Source organism: Streptomyces sp. DSM 15324, assembly GCF_001514285.1.
Classification (GTDB): Bacteria; Actinomycetota; Actinomycetes; order Streptomycetales; family Streptomycetaceae; genus Streptomyces.
Genome location: NZ_KQ949031.1, coordinates 114,479 through 128,468, shown reverse-complemented (window position 1 = coordinate 128,468; position 13,990 = coordinate 114,479). Strand labels below are relative to the sequence as shown.

The window sequence follows — 13,990 nt, the reverse complement described above, 5'->3', positions numbered from 1 at the left end:
TCACACGTGCGTCGCTCATGTCATGCTGGCCCGATGGCAGCTCCCAGTCCCCGTACGCCCCTTGCCGACCGCATCGAGGAACTCCTCGCCCCCGGCGGCCCGTTGCCGATCGTCGCGGCCGGCGACCCGGTCCTGCGCGCCGGCACCGAACGCTACGACGGTCAGCTCGACGCGTCCCTGCTGGCCCGGTTCGTCGAGGCGTTGCGCGTCACGATGCACGCGGCGCCCGGTGTCGGGCTGGCCGCGCCGCAGGTCGGTGTGGGGCTGCGGATCGCGGTGATCGAGGACCCGGCGCCGGTGCCGGAGGAGGTGCGGGTGACCCGGGGACGGGTGCCGCTGCCCTTCCGGGTCCTCGTCAACCCCTCGTACGAGCCGGTCGGTCCGGTCCGCGCCGCCTTCTTCGAGGGGTGTCTGAGCGTGCCCGGCTACCAGGCGGTGGTGGCCCGGGCCGCCGAGGTACGGCTGACCGGCCAGGATGAGCACGGGCGGCCGCTGGACGAGGTGTTCGCCGGGTGGCCCGCCCGGATCGTGCAGCACGAGACGGACCACCTCGACGGCACCCTGTACCTCGACCGGGCCGAGCTGCGCTCGCTGTCCGCCAACCAGACGGCGCTGGAGCGCTGGGCCCAGCCGACCCCGTCGGAGGCGGCCGGCGCCCTCGGCTTCGAGTTGCCGTAGGCCGGGGCGCCGTAGTGCCGTAGACCGGGGCGCCGCAGACCGGCGTAACCCGAGCCCCCTTCCCCACAGGTCAGTTGTCGCGGAACGCCTCCAACAGGCGCAGCCAGATCTCGCTGAGGGTCGGGTAGGACGGGACCGCGTGCCAGAGGCGGGAGACGGGGACGCGGCCGGCGACGGCGACGGTCGCGGAGTGGATCAGTTCGCCGACGCCCGGGCCGACGAAGGTGACCCCGCGCAGGACCTCCTCCTCCAGGTCGACGACCATCCGGGCGCGTCCCTTGTAGCCCTCGCCGTACAGGCCCGCGCCGGCCACCGCGGACATGTCGACGTCGACGGCGCGCACCCGGTACCCGGCCTGTTCGGCCTCGGCCAGCGAGAGACCGACCGCGGCGGCCTCCGGGTCGGTGAAGACCACCTGGGGGACGGTCTCGTGGTCGGCCGTAGCGGCGTGGGCGCTCCACGGCTCGGGGCCGTCCAGGAGGGTGCCGGCGGCACGCGCGGCGATCGCGGCGCCCGCGATCCGGGCCTGGTACTTGCCCTGGTGGGTGAGGAGGGCGCGGTGGTTGACGTCACCGGTGGCGTACAGCCAGTCGGTGCCGGTGACGCGCAGGCTGTCGTCGACCGTGAGCCAGGAGCCGGGTTCCAGGCCGACGGTGTCGAGGCCGATGTCGTCGGTGCGCGGGGCACGGCCGGTGGCGAAGAGGATCTCGTCGGCCTCGATCCGGTCCCCGGTGCCGGTGACGACCGTGACGGTGCCGTCGGCGCGGGTCACCGACTCCACCGAGGTCCCGGTCCGTACGTCCGCGCCGGCCTCGGTGAGCGCCTCGGCGACGAGTTCGCCGGCGAAGGGCTCCATGCGGTTCAGCAGGCCCTTGCCGCGGACGAGGACGGTGACCTCGGAGCCGAGGGCCCGGTAGGCGGTGGCCATCTCGGTGGCGACGACTCCGCCGCCGACCACGACGAGCCGGCCGGGCACGGTCTGGGAGCTGGTGGCCTCGCGGCTGGTCCAGGGCCGTACCTCGGCGAGGCCGGGCAGCGGCGGCAGGACGGCCCGGGTGCCGGTGGAGACGACCACGGCGTGCCGGGCGGTGAGCGTGCGCTCCCTGACGGTCACCGTGCGCGGGCCGGCCAGTCTGCCGTGACCCCGGTACAGGTCGGCGCCGATGCCGCCGAGCCAGTCGGCCTGACCGTCGTCCGTCCAGTCGCCGGTGAACCAGTTGCGGCGGGCGAGGACGGCGTCCGCGTCCAGGGGTCCCTGGACGGCCTGGCGCAGTCCGGGCAGCCTGCGGGCGTCGGCCCGGGCGATGACCGGTCGCAGCAGGGCCTTGCTGGGCATGCAGGCCCAGTACGAACACTCGCCGCCGATCAGCTCGTTCTCCACGACCGCGGTGGTGAGGCCGGCCGCACGGGTGCGGTCGGCGACGTTCTCCCCCACGGGCCCGGCTCCGAGCACCACGACGTCGTAGGCGATGGTTTCCGATTCCGTCATGGGGTCAGTCTGGTGGGTGGTGTGCGGGGTGGCCACACGGACAGGGGCGCGGAATACGCGCCCGCACGGCCGTGTTGGTGCCGACCAGGAACCCCCACCAGGAAGAAGGTCGCAGGTCATGAGCAGCACCGTGGAGCTCACCAAGGAGAACTTCGACCAGACGGTCACGGACAACGACTTCGTCCTGATCGATTTCTGGGCGGCCTGGTGCGGCCCGTGCCGTCAGTTCGCGCCGGTGTACGAGAAGGCCGCGCAGGACAACCCGGACCTGGTGTTCGGCAAGGTGGACACCGAGGCGCAGCCGGAACTGGCCCAGGCCTTCGGCATCCAGTCGATTCCCACGCTGATGATCGTCCGTGACCGGGTGGCCGTGTTCGCCCAGCCGGGCGCGCTGCCCGAGGCCGCCCTCACGGACGTGATCGGGCAGGCGCGCAGGCTGGACATGGACGAGGTCCGCAAGTCGGTGGCGGAGCAGCAGGCGGCCCAGGCCGACCAGTAGGCCTCGCCAGGCCTCAGAAGGGGTAGGGGGCCACGTCGCCGCGCACCGTCGTCCAGCGCAGGTCGGTGAACGCCTCCACATTGGCCTCGCCGCCGAAGCGGGCGCCGGTGCCGGAGGCGGCGACACCGCCGAAGGGGGCCACGGCCTCGTCGTTCACCGTCTGGTCGTTGATGTGGACGATGCCGGTGGGGATGCGTTCGGCGAGGTCCAGGCCGCGGGCGGCGTCCCGGGTGACGATGCCCAGGGAGAGACCGTAGGCGCTCTGCGCGGCGAGCGCGGCGGCCTCGTCGGGGGTGCTGAAGGCGCGGACGGGGGCCACCGGGCCGAAGACCTCCTCGGCGTAGGCGGGCGTCGTCTCGTCGACGTCGGTGAGGACGGTCGGCCGGTAGAAGAGGTCCTCGTGGGTGCCGCCCGCGGCGAGCTTCGCGCCGGCGGCCGTGCTGGCCTCGACCAGGCCGTGCACCTTGGTGAGCTGGCCCCGGTCGATGAGCGGGCCGAGGTGGACCTGCGCGCGGTGCGGGTCGCCGACGGCCAGGGACTCGGCCTTGGCGGCGAGCCGTTCGACGTACTCGTCGTAGAGCGAGGCGTGGACCAGGTGGCGGCCGGTGGTCATGCAGATCTGGCCCTGGTGGAAGAACGAGCCCCAGGCGGCGGTGGAGATCACCGCGTCGAGGTCGGCGTCCTCCAGGACGATCAGGGCGGAGTTCCCGCCGAGTTCCAGGTGGGCGCGCTTGAGGTGGCGTCCGGCGGCCTCGCCGACCGCACGGCCCGCGGCGGTGGAGCCGGTGAAGGAGATGACCGGCACGCGGGGGTCGGCGACCAGGGCGGCGCCCGTCTCGGCACCGCCGGGCAGCACCTGGAGGAGGCCGGCGGGAAGGCCCGCCTCGGCGAAGACGGCGGCCAGCGAGAGGCCGCCGCAGACGGCCGTGCGCGGGTCGGGCTTGAGGACGACCCCGTTGCCGAGCGCGAGGGCGGGCGCGACGGAGCGGATGGAGAGGATCAGCGGGGCGTTGAACGGGGAGATCACGCCGACCACGCCGACCGGGATCCGCCGGGTGTACGACAGCCTGGGCGCCTCGCTGGGCAGGACCTGGCCGGCGGGACGGGAGGCGAGGGCGGCGGCCTCGTAGCACTCCTGGGCGGCGACGTGGAGTTCGAAGTCGGCCTTGCCCGGAATGGAGCCGGACTCGCGGACGAGCCAGTCGCGCAGTTCGTCGGCGTGCGCGGCGAACAGGTCGCCGGCCCTGCGCAGCACCCCGGCGCGGACGAAGTGCGGCAGGCGGGCCCATTCGCCCTGGGCGGCGCGGGCGGTCTCGGCGGCGGTGGCCACATCGGCGGCGGAGGCCAGCACGACGGTGCCGAGCGGTGCGCCGGTCGCGGGCTCGGTGACGGTGTGCCGCGGGCCGGTCAGGGCGCGGGACTGCGAGGTCTGCCAGGTCTGGGGGTCGAGCAGGGGCATGAATGGCTCTCCGATCGGTGACCCGCGGGACGCACGGTTCGGGGGCACACACGTCCCATCTGGTTGAGCATTTAACAGCTTGTTCCGCTCGGGCGCACCCTCCCGGATCAACTGGACTCGCGGTGCACCACGGTCGCGCCGGACAGCGGGTGCGACTCGGGCTCCGCGCCGGGGTTGCGCACCGCCCGGTCCACCAGTGCCGCGAGTTCGCGGCCGGAGGGCAGCTCGATGCGCACGGTGCTCAGCGTAGGCCGCAGCAGAGCGCCCAGCATCAGGTCGTCGGCGCCGATGACGGCCGTGTCCTCGGGGATGCGCACCCCCGCCTCCGCCAGGGCCCACATCAGGAGCATGGCGTACTCGTCGTTGTAGGCGAACACGGCGTCCAGGCCCAGGTCGGCCCAGCGGGCGGCGAGGGCGGCGGCGGAGCTGCGGGTGTACGCGAGGGGCAGTTCGACGACGGTGGCCTCGGTGCCGCGCAGGGCCTCGCGGGCGCCCGTCAGCCGGGGCCCGGAGAAGATCTCCATGCCCGGCTCCTCGGGCACCACGACACCGATCCGCCGTCTGCCCCGCGCGTGCAGGTGCAGGGCGGCGCTGTGGCCGACGCGGGCATGGTCCAGGAGCAGCGCGTGGGCGCCCTCGACGGGCACGGGACTGAGGGTGACCACGGCCCGCGCGCCGGACCGTTTGAGGACGGCCACGCCCTCGGGACCGATGCCCGGAGTGGGCACGAGCACGGCGACCGGCCGTAGTTCGGCCCAGGCCCGGGCGGCGTCGTCGCCGTACAGCCCGGACGTGCCGTACTGGACGACCGTGTAGTCCAGGCGGCTCAGGGCGCCCTGGAAGTCGTGCACGAACTGGCTGTAGAGGGGGCCGGCCGGCACCGGCAGGGTGGGCATCAGGACGACCCGGCTGTGTCCGGCGCGCAGGCTGCGGGCGGCAGCGTGCGGCACGTACCCCAACTCCCTCGCCGCCTGGTGGACCCGGCGACGGGTGGGCTCGCTGATGCGTACGGCGCTGGTGTTGTTCAGCACATAGGAGACGGTCGCGCGCGAGACTCCGGCCAGGCGTGCCACGTCGGCACTCGTGGGCACGGGGCGCGGCGCCGGCGGCTTCGTCGGCGCGGGCGTATTGGGTATCTGCACCATGACGTACGGCATCTTGGCAGAAGCTGTGCGCAGAATTTCAGGTGGGGCACGCACACATTCGATGAAGCGTCAACCACACCTGCGCTCATCAGTACGAATTACCAGACACGCTCTCCGGTGCGGTGCGGCGCCGCTCGGCGTGTCGCGCCGCGGCGTTCCGTGCGGCGCGCGCTCAGCCGCCGACCGCGATCCGGTCCACCAGGTCGGTCCACCCGTCCTCCAGCCGGGCCATCGGCACCCCGCACCGGCGGGTCAGATGGTGGACCAGGGCCGGGTTGAGGTAGCCCATCAGGGTGTGGGCCAGGAGCTCGTGGTCGGCACGGGGCAGCGTCTGGCGCAGCAGCAGGACGACATGGCTGTGCTGGACGCGATGGGCGGGCACCGCGTAGCGGCGGTCCGCGGCCGCCTCGGCCGCCAGTTGCAGGTCCATTTCGCCGGCGAGGCGCCGCAGCAGGGCGATCCCGAAGGCCCGCAGCCGCTCCACGGGCGGCGCCCCCGGTCCGAGCGGCGGGGGCCCGCCGAGGAACGCGGCCTGCATCTTCTGCTCCGAGTGGTCGAGCAGCGCCATCAGCAGTCCCGTGCGGTCGCCGAAGCGGCGGAAGACCGTGCCCTTGCCCACCTTGGCGGCCGCGGCCACCGCCTCCATCGTCACCCCGGCCGCGCCGTGCTCGGCGATCAGCCGGGCAGCGGCGTCCAGCAGCCGCGCACGGTTGCGGGCCGCGTCCGCACGCAGACACGGCTCGTCACCGGCGGTCCCCAGCTGGATCAGTTGCTGAGACTCGCCGATCTTCTCCTCGGGCTCCGGACAGGGGGGCAGAACGCTGGACATGAACTCAGCGTAAAGCACCGGGAATGAACTGGACCACGGTCCGGTTATGCTGCTACATATTAAGCGGACCCTGGTCCGGATCGTATACACCGTGTTTCAGCCCTTGGGAGTTCCCATGTCTGTCCGCATCCTCGCGCTCGTCGGCAGCCTCCGCGCCGGTTCGACCAACCGCCAGCTCGCCGAGGCGGCCGTCAAGGTCGCTCCGGAGGGCGTCGAGGTCGAGCTCTTCGAGGGCCTCGCCGAGATCCCCTTCTACAACGAGGACCTCGACGTCGAGGGCAGCGCCCCGGCCGCCGCCACGAAGCTGCGTGAGGCCGCCCAGGCCGCCGACGCGTTCCTGCTCTTCTCCCCCGAGTACAACGGCACGATCCCGGCCGTCCTGAAGAACGCCATCGACTGGCTGTCCCGCCCGTACGGCGCCGGCGCCTTCGGCGGCAAGCCCGTCGCCGTGGTCGGCACCGCGTTCGGCCAGTACGGCGGCGTATGGGCGCAGGACGAGGCCCGCAAGGCCGTGGGCTTCGCCGGCGGCAAGGTCCTCGAGGACGTCAAGCTCTCCATCCCCGGCTCGCTGACCCGCTTCGCCGAGACCCACCCGTCCGACGACGCCGAGGTCGCCGCCCAGCTGACCGAGGTCGTGGCCCGGCTGCACGGCGCCGCGGGCGACCTCGCCGCCTGATCACGGGGAGCGTCACGGCGTACGGCACGCCACGAGGGGGCCGCGGCACGGGTTGCCGCGGCCCCCTCGTCGTGCCCGCCGAGTAACCGGTACGTCGTCACCTCGTCGAAAGTGATGCAACCCGCAGACCGCCGACCGTGCGGTCTGATAAGGCTGGGTCATGCAGACCCTTTTTCGACGATTGCTCCAGCTGATGCCGCGCGTGGGCGTCCAGGTGACCGACCTCGGCCCGGGTGCGGCGGTCGTGTCGCGGCGGGGCGGTCCCTACGAGGTGACCGACGTGAACGCGGCCACGAAGGTCGTCTCCCGGCGCGGCGGCCCGTACCGGGTGACCGGCGTCGACAAGGACACCTGGGTCCTGCGGCGCACCCGCGACGGCGCGCGGACGGGCGTCGCCGAGACGGGGGTCGTACCGCTCGGCGACAGCGGTGCCGTGCTCCTGATCGAGGATCCGGAGCACCAGGACGAGCGCAGGATCCAGCTCTCCGCTGCCGAGTACCTGTGCGTCCAGCATGTCGTCGCCATGCTGGAGCTGTACGGCGTGAACTGCGTCTTCGACGTCGGCGCCAACACCGGCCAGTACGCCAAGCGGCTGCGCAAGTCCGGTTACACGGGCCGGATCGTGTCCTTCGAGCCGACCTCGGAGACGTTCGCCCGGCTGGCGAAGGCCGCCGAGAACGACCCCGACTGGCAGGTCCACCAGTGCGGGCTGGGCCGCGAGGAGACGACCGCCGAGATCCACAAGAGCTGGCTGACCATGAACTCCCTGCTGCCGGCGAGCGAGTACGGCAAGGGCCGTTACGGCCGGTTCAAGAACTCCGACACCGAGGAGATCCGCATCCGCCGCCTCGACGAGGTGATGGACGAGGCCCTGGCGGGACTGGCCGGTCCGGTGCCGTATCTGAAGATGGACACCCAGGGTTACGACCTGGAGGTGTTCGCGGGGGCCGGCAAGCGCGTCGCGGAGTTCGTGGGCATGCAGTCCGAGGTCGCCTGTCTGCGGCTGTACGAGGGCAGCCCCACGATGGGCGAGGCCGTCGCCGCGTACGAGGCGGAGGGCTTCGGCATCACCGGCATGTACCCGGTGACGCGCGAGGCGACCACCGGCCGCGTGATCGAGTTCGACTGCGTGATGATGCGCGCGACCGCGGCCCCGGCCCAGGCGTCCCCCACCCCGACCTCGCAGGCGTCCACCGCCTCCCAGGCCTCCCAGGCCTCCTAGGCGGTCTGGGCCTCACGGGACGCCGGTCTCGGGCACGTACGCCGGAATCCGGCGCACAGCAGGTCATGACCTCGCAAGGCGCCCCTGCCGTGGAGGGTGTCACCCGCCGGATGGCGGGGAGGTTCCGCCGGACGGCGGTGCTCCGGGCGGTGGCGGACGGCTGAATCATGTCCGCACGAGCCGCCGCGTTCCCGCGTGAGGAGAACCCATGACATCCGTTCCGCCCCCGTTCGACCCCGAGCTCGCCGCCGCGCTGGAGCTGATCAAGGAGGTGGTCCAGCCCGGGATGTCCCCCGAGGACATCGACGCCATCCGGCAGGGGCCGGGCATCTCGATGCTGGCCGAGCTGGATCTGACGGCGGGCGGGGCCTTCGAGGTCGAGGACAGGACCGTGCCGGGGCCCGAGGGCGCCCCCGAGATCTCGCTGCTGATCTGTCGGCCCACCACACCGGCACCGGCCCGGCCGCGCCCGGTCGTCTACCACGTGCACGGCGGCGGGATGGTCCTCGGCACCAACCGGGTCGGTGTCGACGCGGCGCTGGACTGGGCCCGGGAACTGGACCTGGTCGTGGTGTCCGTGGAGTACCGTCTGGCGCCCGAGCACCCGCACCCGGCGCCGGTCGAGGACGTGTACGCCGGGCTGTTGTGGACGGCGGAGCACGCGAAGGAGCTGGGCGCGGACCCGGAGCGGATCGTGATCGCCGGGGCCAGCGCGGGCGGTGGACTCAGCGCGGCGCTCGCCCTGCTGCTGCGCGACCGGGGCGGCCCGCGGCCGATCGGCCAGCTGCTGATGTGCCCGATGCTGGACGACCGCAACGACACCCCCTCCTCGCACCAGATGGCCGGCCTCGGCGTGTGGGACCGCACGGCGAACGAGACCGGATGGGGCGCCCTGCTCGGCGAACTGCGCGGCGGCCCCGACGTCTCCCCCTACGCGGCGCCGGCCCGCGCCGAGGACCTGTCCGGACTGCCCCCGGCCTTCCTCGACGTCGGCTCCGCGGAGACCTTCCGGGACGAGGTCGTCGCCTACGCGTCCCGGATCTGGCAGGCGGGAGGCGTGGCCGAGCTGCACGTCTGGCCGGGCGGCTTCCACGGCTTCGACGGCTTCGCCCCCCAGGCGGCCCTGTCCCGCTCGGCCCGGGCGGCCCACGTGGACTGGCTGCGACGACTGCTCGCGGAGTAGGACGACTCGGGTGGCCGACGGGGCCGGCGGGGCGGTGTCCGCCGGGTCCACCGGGGCCTTCGGCACGCGGCCACCCGGGCCCCTCCCTCCCGACGCGGACGGACCGGACCGGCCACGCACGTTCCCGATCAGGAGCGCCATGCACCTTCCCGAGCACGAGCAGCGGGCCGCCGCCCTCGGCTCCCGGCCCGGCGTGCAGGCACTGGTCCCGCGGAGCGCCGTACGGCCCGGAGCCCGCGCCGACGCCGAGGCGCTCATCCGCGGAGCCGCCGCACCCCCCAGAGCCCGAGCCGACGCCGAAGCACTCGCCCCCGGAGCCGCCGAGCCCGCCGCGGCACCAGCACGACGGCCCCCCGCCCGCGGCTGCCTCCGGGACTCCTCACCGGCGTGCGCGTGGCGCATGATGGCCCCATGAAAGAGCTGGCCGGGCGTCTGACCGCGCTGGACCCCGACGCGGGTGCCGCCGTGCGGGTGATCGCCTACTTCGACCGACTGGCCGAGGCCCGCGTCGGCGTCGAGGCGCTGGTGCGCGGAGCCGCCGTACTGGCCGGGGTGCCCGCGCGGCTGGTCGACGCCGACCGGCGGGTACGGGTACGGGTCGAGGCGGACGGCACCCGACGGGACTCGGACCTGACGCCGGACCCCGAGTGGCCGTGCGCGGCCCTGACGCCCGGGGGCGCGCCCGCGCTGTGGCTGGAGCGCGCCGGAGCGGTGCCCAGCGTGGTCGACGCGGTGATCCTGGAGCGGGCCGCCGGAGCGGCACGGCTCGTCCTCGACCGTACCCGGGGGCGGGCCCCGCTCGACGACCCCGCCCTGGTCGAGACCGTGCTGGACGCCACGGCCGGCGAGCCGGCCCGGCTGCACGCGGCCCGGCGGCTCGGCCTCGACCCGCAGGCCGCCGCCCGTGCCGTCGCCGTACCGTCCGGACGGCCCCGGGTCGTCGCCGCCGGGGGCCCGGTCACGGAGTCCGCGGGCCCGCGGACCGGCGTCGGCCCCGCCGTCCCCGTCCTGGACCTGCCACGCTCCTGGGCCGCCGCCCGCACCGCGCTGAGGTTCACCGCCGAGGGAACCGCCCAGGACCCCGGCCCCCGGGTCGTGTACGCCGACGAGCTGGGCGGCATCGCCCTGCTGGCCGAGGTCGTCGTGCCGGGGGCCGAACCGCCGCCCGACGTCCAGGCGCTGGAGGCGGCCGCCGCGGACGCGCCCTGGCTGCTCACCACGCTGTACGCCGTCGTGGCGACGGCGAGTCTGCGGGCGGCCGCCACCGAGGCGAACGTGCACCACTCCACGCTCCAGGACCGCCTCACCCAAGCCGAGCACCTGCTGGGCTGGCCGGTGCGCACCCCGCAGGGCCGGCTTCGCCTGCACCTCGCGCTGACGACTCGGCGTCTGACCCGGGCGTAGAGCCCCCCGCCCCACCTCTCGTCGTTCAACCGATCGGTTGAACGGGGGTTCCACCGGACGCCCGGCAACGCAGCCGTCCGGACGACGCGCGGCTGCGTCCGCGCGGCGCAGAATCGGGACCGACCGCGGCGCCCGGTCCCCACCCCCCTTCAGAGATCAGAGAGGTCTGAGCACCATGCCCAGCTCCCCCAGCAGAAGGCGTCTCCTCGCGACCGGCGCGGGTGCCGCCCTCGGCCTCGGCGCCCTCGGCACCTCCCCCGCCTCCGCCACCCCCGCCTCCGCCACCCCCACCGCCGCGCGGACCGGCGCCGGGGCCGAGGAGACCCGGTCGCTCGACGAGCTGTACCGGGACGCCCTCGCAGAGGGAGGCAAGCTCGTCGTATACGCGGGCGGGGACACCCCGACGCAGCAGGACGGCACCAAGGCCGCCTTCCTCAGGCGCTTCCCGGACATCGACCTGAAGCTGATCGTGGACTACAGCAAGTACCACGACGTCCGGGTCGACAACCAGCTCGCCACCGGCACCCTCGTGCCCGACGTCGTCCAGTTGCAGACGCTCCAGGACTTCGTCCGCTGGAAGTCCCAGGGCCGGCTGCTGCACTACCGGCCCGCCGGGTTCTCCCAGGTGTACGAGAAGTTCAAGGACCCGCAGGGCGCCTGGGTCGCGATCGGCGCGATCGGGTTCAGCTTCATGTACGGCCCGGACGCGGCCGGGGCCGGGGCGCCGCGTACCCCGCTGGACCTGCTCGACGCACGCTGGAAGGGGCGGATCGCCTCCTCCTTCCCGCACGACGACGACGCGGTCCTCTACCTCTACTCGCTGTACGTGAAGTACTACGGTTGGGACTTCGTGGCCCGTCTGGCCGCGCAGGACGTCCGGTTCGCCCGCGGCAGCAACTCCCCCGGTGACGCGGTGCGCTCCGGGCAGTACGCGATCGGCGTCGGCGGCTCCGGCGCGCCGCTGGGCACCGGCCCGGTGAAGTGGGTGATGCCTGAGAGCGCCCCGTTCATGGCCTGGGGCCAGCGGGCGGCGATCCTGAAGGCGGCCGCGAACACCACGGCGGCGAAGCTGTACCTCAACTGGCAGTTGTCGACCGCCACTCAGCAGAGCGCGTTCAACGGCTGGTCGGTGCGCACCGACATCACTCCCCCGGCCGGTCTGAAGCCGGTCTGGGAGTACCCCAACGCCCACCTCGACGGCTTCCCCCGCTTCATGTCCGACCGGGCCGAGGTGGAGCGGCTGAAGCAGACCTTCGCCCTGTACTTCGGCGAGGTGAAGGGCGATCCGACGCCGGGCTTCCTCGGGCTGCGCCCGGGCGCCTGACAGCGGTCGCCCCGCGTCCTCACACCACCCCTACAGCCGCCCGATAGACTCGGCTCCCCTGTTCGAACGGATCATCGTCCAAGGGGGTTTCGTGTCCGACCGCGCTCCCGTCCGTACCGCCGTGAGAGCCGTCCTCGGGAGCCGACCGGGTCTGTCGCACCTTTCCCATCTGACGTTCTTCCTGGTCGTCGGGGCGGGTCTGGTGAGATTCGCGCGGCTGGGGTTCGGGCTGTGCTGGGACGTGCTGACGGTCAGCACCCTGCTGGCCGTCGGCTACGCGGGCGGGCTCGCCGCCGGGGACCGGTTCGGGCGCTCCGGGCGCTGGGGCAGCTTCGGCCGGCACACGTGGTTCGCGGCGCTGCTCGGGCTGTGGGCCCTGCTGCTGGGGCTCGCGCCCTCGCTGGTCTCGACCTACACCTGGTGCGCCGTCCCGCTGGCCTGCGCGGCGCTGCGGGTCCTGGACCGTCGGGCGGCCGGGGTGGCGGTGGGTGCGCTCACCGTCGTCCTCGTCGGTCAACCGGCCTACGGTACGGGGACGTTCGACCCGGAGGTGGCGCTGATCCCGGTGGCGGCCGTGTGGGGCACGCTCGCGCTCTACCGGACCCAGCAGCTCGACGCCGCCGAACGGCTGCGGCTGGTCGAGGAGTTGCGGGGCACCCGGGACGTCCTGGCGCGGCAGCAGCGGCAGGCGGGGGTGCTGGCCGAGCGGGCGAGAATCGCCCGGGACCTGCACGACACGCTGGCCCAGGAGCTTTCCGGCGGGGTCATGCTGCTCCAGGCCGCCGAGCGGGACTGGGACGGGCGGGCGGACGTGGCCCGTACCCGGGTGCGGGCCGTCGCGGACGGGCTGCACACCACGCTCGCCGAGACCCGCCGGATCATCCGCGACCTCACGCCCTCGGCCGTGGACGAGTCGGGACTGGAGGGCGCGCTGCGGCTGCTGTGCGCACGGGCCGAGGCGGAGGGTGCGGCGGCGCGGGTCCGGTTCCGCACGGCGGGCAGCGGCGGGACCGCCCTCGACGGGCGGGCCGCGGGTCCCGGCGAGGGGACCGCCGGCCTCGACGCGCAGGCCGCCGCGACGCTGTTCCGGGTCGCGCAGAGCACGCTGGCCAATGTGCGGGAGCACGCCCACGCGGTGAACGTCCAGGTCACCCTGCGGGCCGGGACGGACCGGGTGGAGCTCGAAGTGCGGGACGACGGCGCCGGGTTCGAGCCCGGCCGGGTCACCGGCGCTTCCCCGGCGGGCCGGGGGCTGGGGCTGCCGGCCGCCCGTGCCCGGTTGCGCGAGTGCGGCGGCGAGCTCGCCGTCGGCAGCGCCCCGGGCCACGGCACCTGTGTGCGCGCCACGGTCCCCATGGCCCCCTGGGCCCGGCCGGCGCCGGTGGCCGCGCGATGAGCGGTGGGCCGTTGCGGGTGCTGCTCGCGGACGACCATGCCGTCGTACGGGCCGGGTTGCGGGCGCTGCTGGAGGGGGAGCCGGACGTCGAGGTGGTGGCGGAGGCGGGCAGCGCCGAGGAGGCCGTCGGGCTCGCGGCGCGGCTGCGGCCCGATGTGGTGCTGATGGACCTGCGGTTCGGCGGCGGGGGCGGTGCCGACGGGATCGAGGCGGTGCGCCGGCTCGCGGCCGAGGCGCCGGGGGTGCCGGCGGTGATGCTGACGAGCTACTCGGGCCGGGCGGACGTGGTGCGCGCGCTGGAGGCCGGGGCGCGGGGGTACGTGCTGAAGGCGGGGCCGCCGCAGGAGCTGTTCCGGGCGGTGCGCGGCGCGGCCGCCGGGGCGCTGGGGCTCGCGCCGGAGGTCATGGACGAGCTGGTGGGCCAAGTGGTTTCGCCCACCCAGGAGTTGAGCGGCCGGGAGGTGGAGGTGGTGCGGTTGCTGGCCGAAGGGCTGAGCAACCGGGGCATCGCCGAGGCGCTGTTCCTGAGCGAGGCCACCGTGAAGACGCATCTGGTGCGCCTCTACCGCAAGCTGGGCGCGGACAACCGGGCGGCGGCGGTGTCGGAGGCGGTGCGGCGGGGGTTGCTGGACCTGGGGTGACGACAGGGCGCCCGGTGGCCGGGCGCCCCCGCGGTGGGTCAGACC

General features: G+C 74.2%; 14 protein-coding genes. 10 read left to right on the top strand and 4 right to left on the bottom strand.

The window, feature by feature from the left end:
- Positions 1–33 precede the first annotated feature (33 nt).
- A complete protein-coding gene (locus AQJ58_RS26680; protein WP_067254543.1) occupies positions 34–678 on the top strand; it encodes a peptide deformylase in 645 nt (214 codons plus the stop codon).
- Between the two features lie 70 nt (positions 679–748).
- On the opposite strand, the gene AQJ58_RS26675 is transcribed toward AQJ58_RS26680, so the two are convergent.
- Positions 749–2,167, bottom strand: coding sequence for a dihydrolipoyl dehydrogenase family protein (locus tag AQJ58_RS26675; RefSeq protein WP_067254541.1), 1,419 nt, complete (start codon positions 2,165–2,167; stop codon positions 749–751).
- Positions 2,168–2,285: 118 nt separating this feature from the next.
- Here AQJ58_RS26675 and trxA point away from each other — a divergent pair, with 118 nt between their 5' ends.
- Complete coding sequence (gene trxA, locus AQJ58_RS26670) at positions 2,286–2,666, top strand: thioredoxin (protein ID WP_067254538.1); 381 nt, start codon at positions 2,286–2,288, stop codon at positions 2,664–2,666.
- Positions 2,667–2,679: 13 nt separating this feature from the next.
- On the opposite strand, the gene AQJ58_RS26665 is transcribed toward trxA, so the two are convergent.
- The 3 genes from AQJ58_RS26665 to AQJ58_RS26655 all read right to left on the bottom strand — a co-directional run bounded on the left by AQJ58_RS26665 (position 2,680) and on the right by AQJ58_RS26655 (position 6,099).
- On the bottom strand, positions 2,680–4,125 hold the full coding sequence (locus AQJ58_RS26665; RefSeq protein WP_067254536.1) for a benzaldehyde dehydrogenase: 1,446 nt from the start codon (positions 4,123–4,125) through the stop codon (positions 2,680–2,682).
- Between the two features lie 107 nt (positions 4,126–4,232).
- The gene (locus AQJ58_RS26660; protein WP_107122166.1) at positions 4,233–5,282 is read right to left on the bottom strand and encodes a LacI family DNA-binding transcriptional regulator; all 1,050 of its coding nucleotides are present in this window, start codon (positions 5,280–5,282) and stop codon (positions 4,233–4,235) included.
- Positions 5,283–5,442: 160 nt separating this feature from the next.
- On the bottom strand, positions 5,443–6,099 hold the full coding sequence (locus AQJ58_RS26655; RefSeq protein ID WP_067254533.1) for a TetR/AcrR family transcriptional regulator: 657 nt from the start codon (positions 6,097–6,099) through the stop codon (positions 5,443–5,445).
- 115 nt (positions 6,100–6,214) lie between these two features.
- Here AQJ58_RS26655 and AQJ58_RS26650 point away from each other — a divergent pair, with 115 nt between their 5' ends.
- The 8 genes from AQJ58_RS26650 to AQJ58_RS26615 all read left to right on the top strand — a co-directional run bounded on the left by AQJ58_RS26650 (position 6,215) and on the right by AQJ58_RS26615 (position 13,945).
- Positions 6,215–6,775, top strand: coding sequence for an NADPH-dependent FMN reductase (locus AQJ58_RS26650; protein WP_067254531.1), 561 nt, complete (start codon positions 6,215–6,217; stop codon positions 6,773–6,775).
- Between the two features lie 160 nt (positions 6,776–6,935).
- Positions 6,936–7,997 (top strand): FkbM family methyltransferase, encoded by a 1,062-nt coding sequence (locus tag AQJ58_RS26645; protein ID WP_067254528.1) that lies wholly within the window; start codon positions 6,936–6,938, stop codon positions 7,995–7,997.
- 208 nt (positions 7,998–8,205) lie between these two features.
- Complete coding sequence (locus AQJ58_RS26640; RefSeq protein ID WP_067254525.1) at positions 8,206–9,180, top strand: alpha/beta hydrolase; 975 nt, start codon at positions 8,206–8,208, stop codon at positions 9,178–9,180.
- Between the two features lie 139 nt (positions 9,181–9,319).
- Positions 9,320–9,595, top strand: a complete 276-nt coding sequence (locus AQJ58_RS26635) for a hypothetical protein (protein ID WP_159056343.1) — start codon at positions 9,320–9,322, stop codon at positions 9,593–9,595.
- Positions 9,592–10,584 carry a helix-turn-helix domain-containing protein gene (locus AQJ58_RS26630; protein ID WP_067254520.1) on the top strand — a complete coding sequence of 331 codons (993 nt, stop codon included), beginning with the start codon at positions 9,592–9,594 and terminating at the stop codon, positions 10,582–10,584. The genes AQJ58_RS26635 and AQJ58_RS26630 overlap by 4 nt, the downstream gene beginning before the upstream one ends.
- A 175-nt stretch (positions 10,585–10,759) precedes the next feature.
- On the top strand, positions 10,760–11,908 hold the full coding sequence (locus AQJ58_RS26625; protein ID WP_067254517.1) for an ABC transporter substrate-binding protein: 1,149 nt from the start codon (positions 10,760–10,762) through the stop codon (positions 11,906–11,908).
- A gap of 91 nt (positions 11,909–11,999) precedes the next feature.
- On the top strand, positions 12,000–13,304 hold the full coding sequence (locus tag AQJ58_RS26620) for a sensor histidine kinase (protein WP_067254515.1): 1,305 nt from the start codon (positions 12,000–12,002) through the stop codon (positions 13,302–13,304).
- Complete coding sequence (locus AQJ58_RS26615) at positions 13,301–13,945, top strand: response regulator transcription factor (RefSeq protein WP_067254512.1); 645 nt, start codon at positions 13,301–13,303, stop codon at positions 13,943–13,945. Before AQJ58_RS26620 ends, AQJ58_RS26615 begins: the two co-directional genes overlap by 4 nt.
- The last annotated feature ends 45 nt before the right edge of the window (positions 13,946–13,990 follow it).

Coding starts and splice junctions, on each gene's coding strand:
- AQJ58_RS26615 (WP_067254512.1), top strand. CDS start 13,301: ATGAGCGGTGGGCCGTTGCGGGTGCTGCTCGCGGACGACCATGCCGTC.
- AQJ58_RS26655 (WP_067254533.1), bottom strand. CDS start 6,099: ATGTCCAGCGTTCTGCCCCCCTGTCCGGAGCCCGAGGAGAAGATCGGC.
- trxA (WP_067254538.1), top strand. CDS start 2,286: ATGAGCAGCACCGTGGAGCTCACCAAGGAGAACTTCGACCAGACGGTC.
- AQJ58_RS26635 (WP_159056343.1), top strand. CDS start 9,320: ATGCACCTTCCCGAGCACGAGCAGCGGGCCGCCGCCCTCGGCTCCCGG.
- AQJ58_RS26630 (WP_067254520.1), top strand. CDS start 9,592: ATGAAAGAGCTGGCCGGGCGTCTGACCGCGCTGGACCCCGACGCGGGT.
- AQJ58_RS26665 (WP_067254536.1), bottom strand. CDS start 4,125: ATGCCCCTGCTCGACCCCCAGACCTGGCAGACCTCGCAGTCCCGCGCC.
- AQJ58_RS26640 (WP_067254525.1), top strand. CDS start 8,206: ATGACATCCGTTCCGCCCCCGTTCGACCCCGAGCTCGCCGCCGCGCTG.
- AQJ58_RS26675 (WP_067254541.1), bottom strand. CDS start 2,167: ATGACGGAATCGGAAACCATCGCCTACGACGTCGTGGTGCTCGGAGCC.
- AQJ58_RS26650 (WP_067254531.1), top strand. CDS start 6,215: ATGTCTGTCCGCATCCTCGCGCTCGTCGGCAGCCTCCGCGCCGGTTCG.
- AQJ58_RS26625 (WP_067254517.1), top strand. CDS start 10,760: ATGCCCAGCTCCCCCAGCAGAAGGCGTCTCCTCGCGACCGGCGCGGGT.
- AQJ58_RS26645 (WP_067254528.1), top strand. CDS start 6,936: ATGCAGACCCTTTTTCGACGATTGCTCCAGCTGATGCCGCGCGTGGGC.
- AQJ58_RS26660 (WP_107122166.1), bottom strand. CDS start 5,282: ATGCCGTACGTCATGGTGCAGATACCCAATACGCCCGCGCCGACGAAG.
- AQJ58_RS26680 (WP_067254543.1), top strand. CDS start 34: ATGGCAGCTCCCAGTCCCCGTACGCCCCTTGCCGACCGCATCGAGGAA.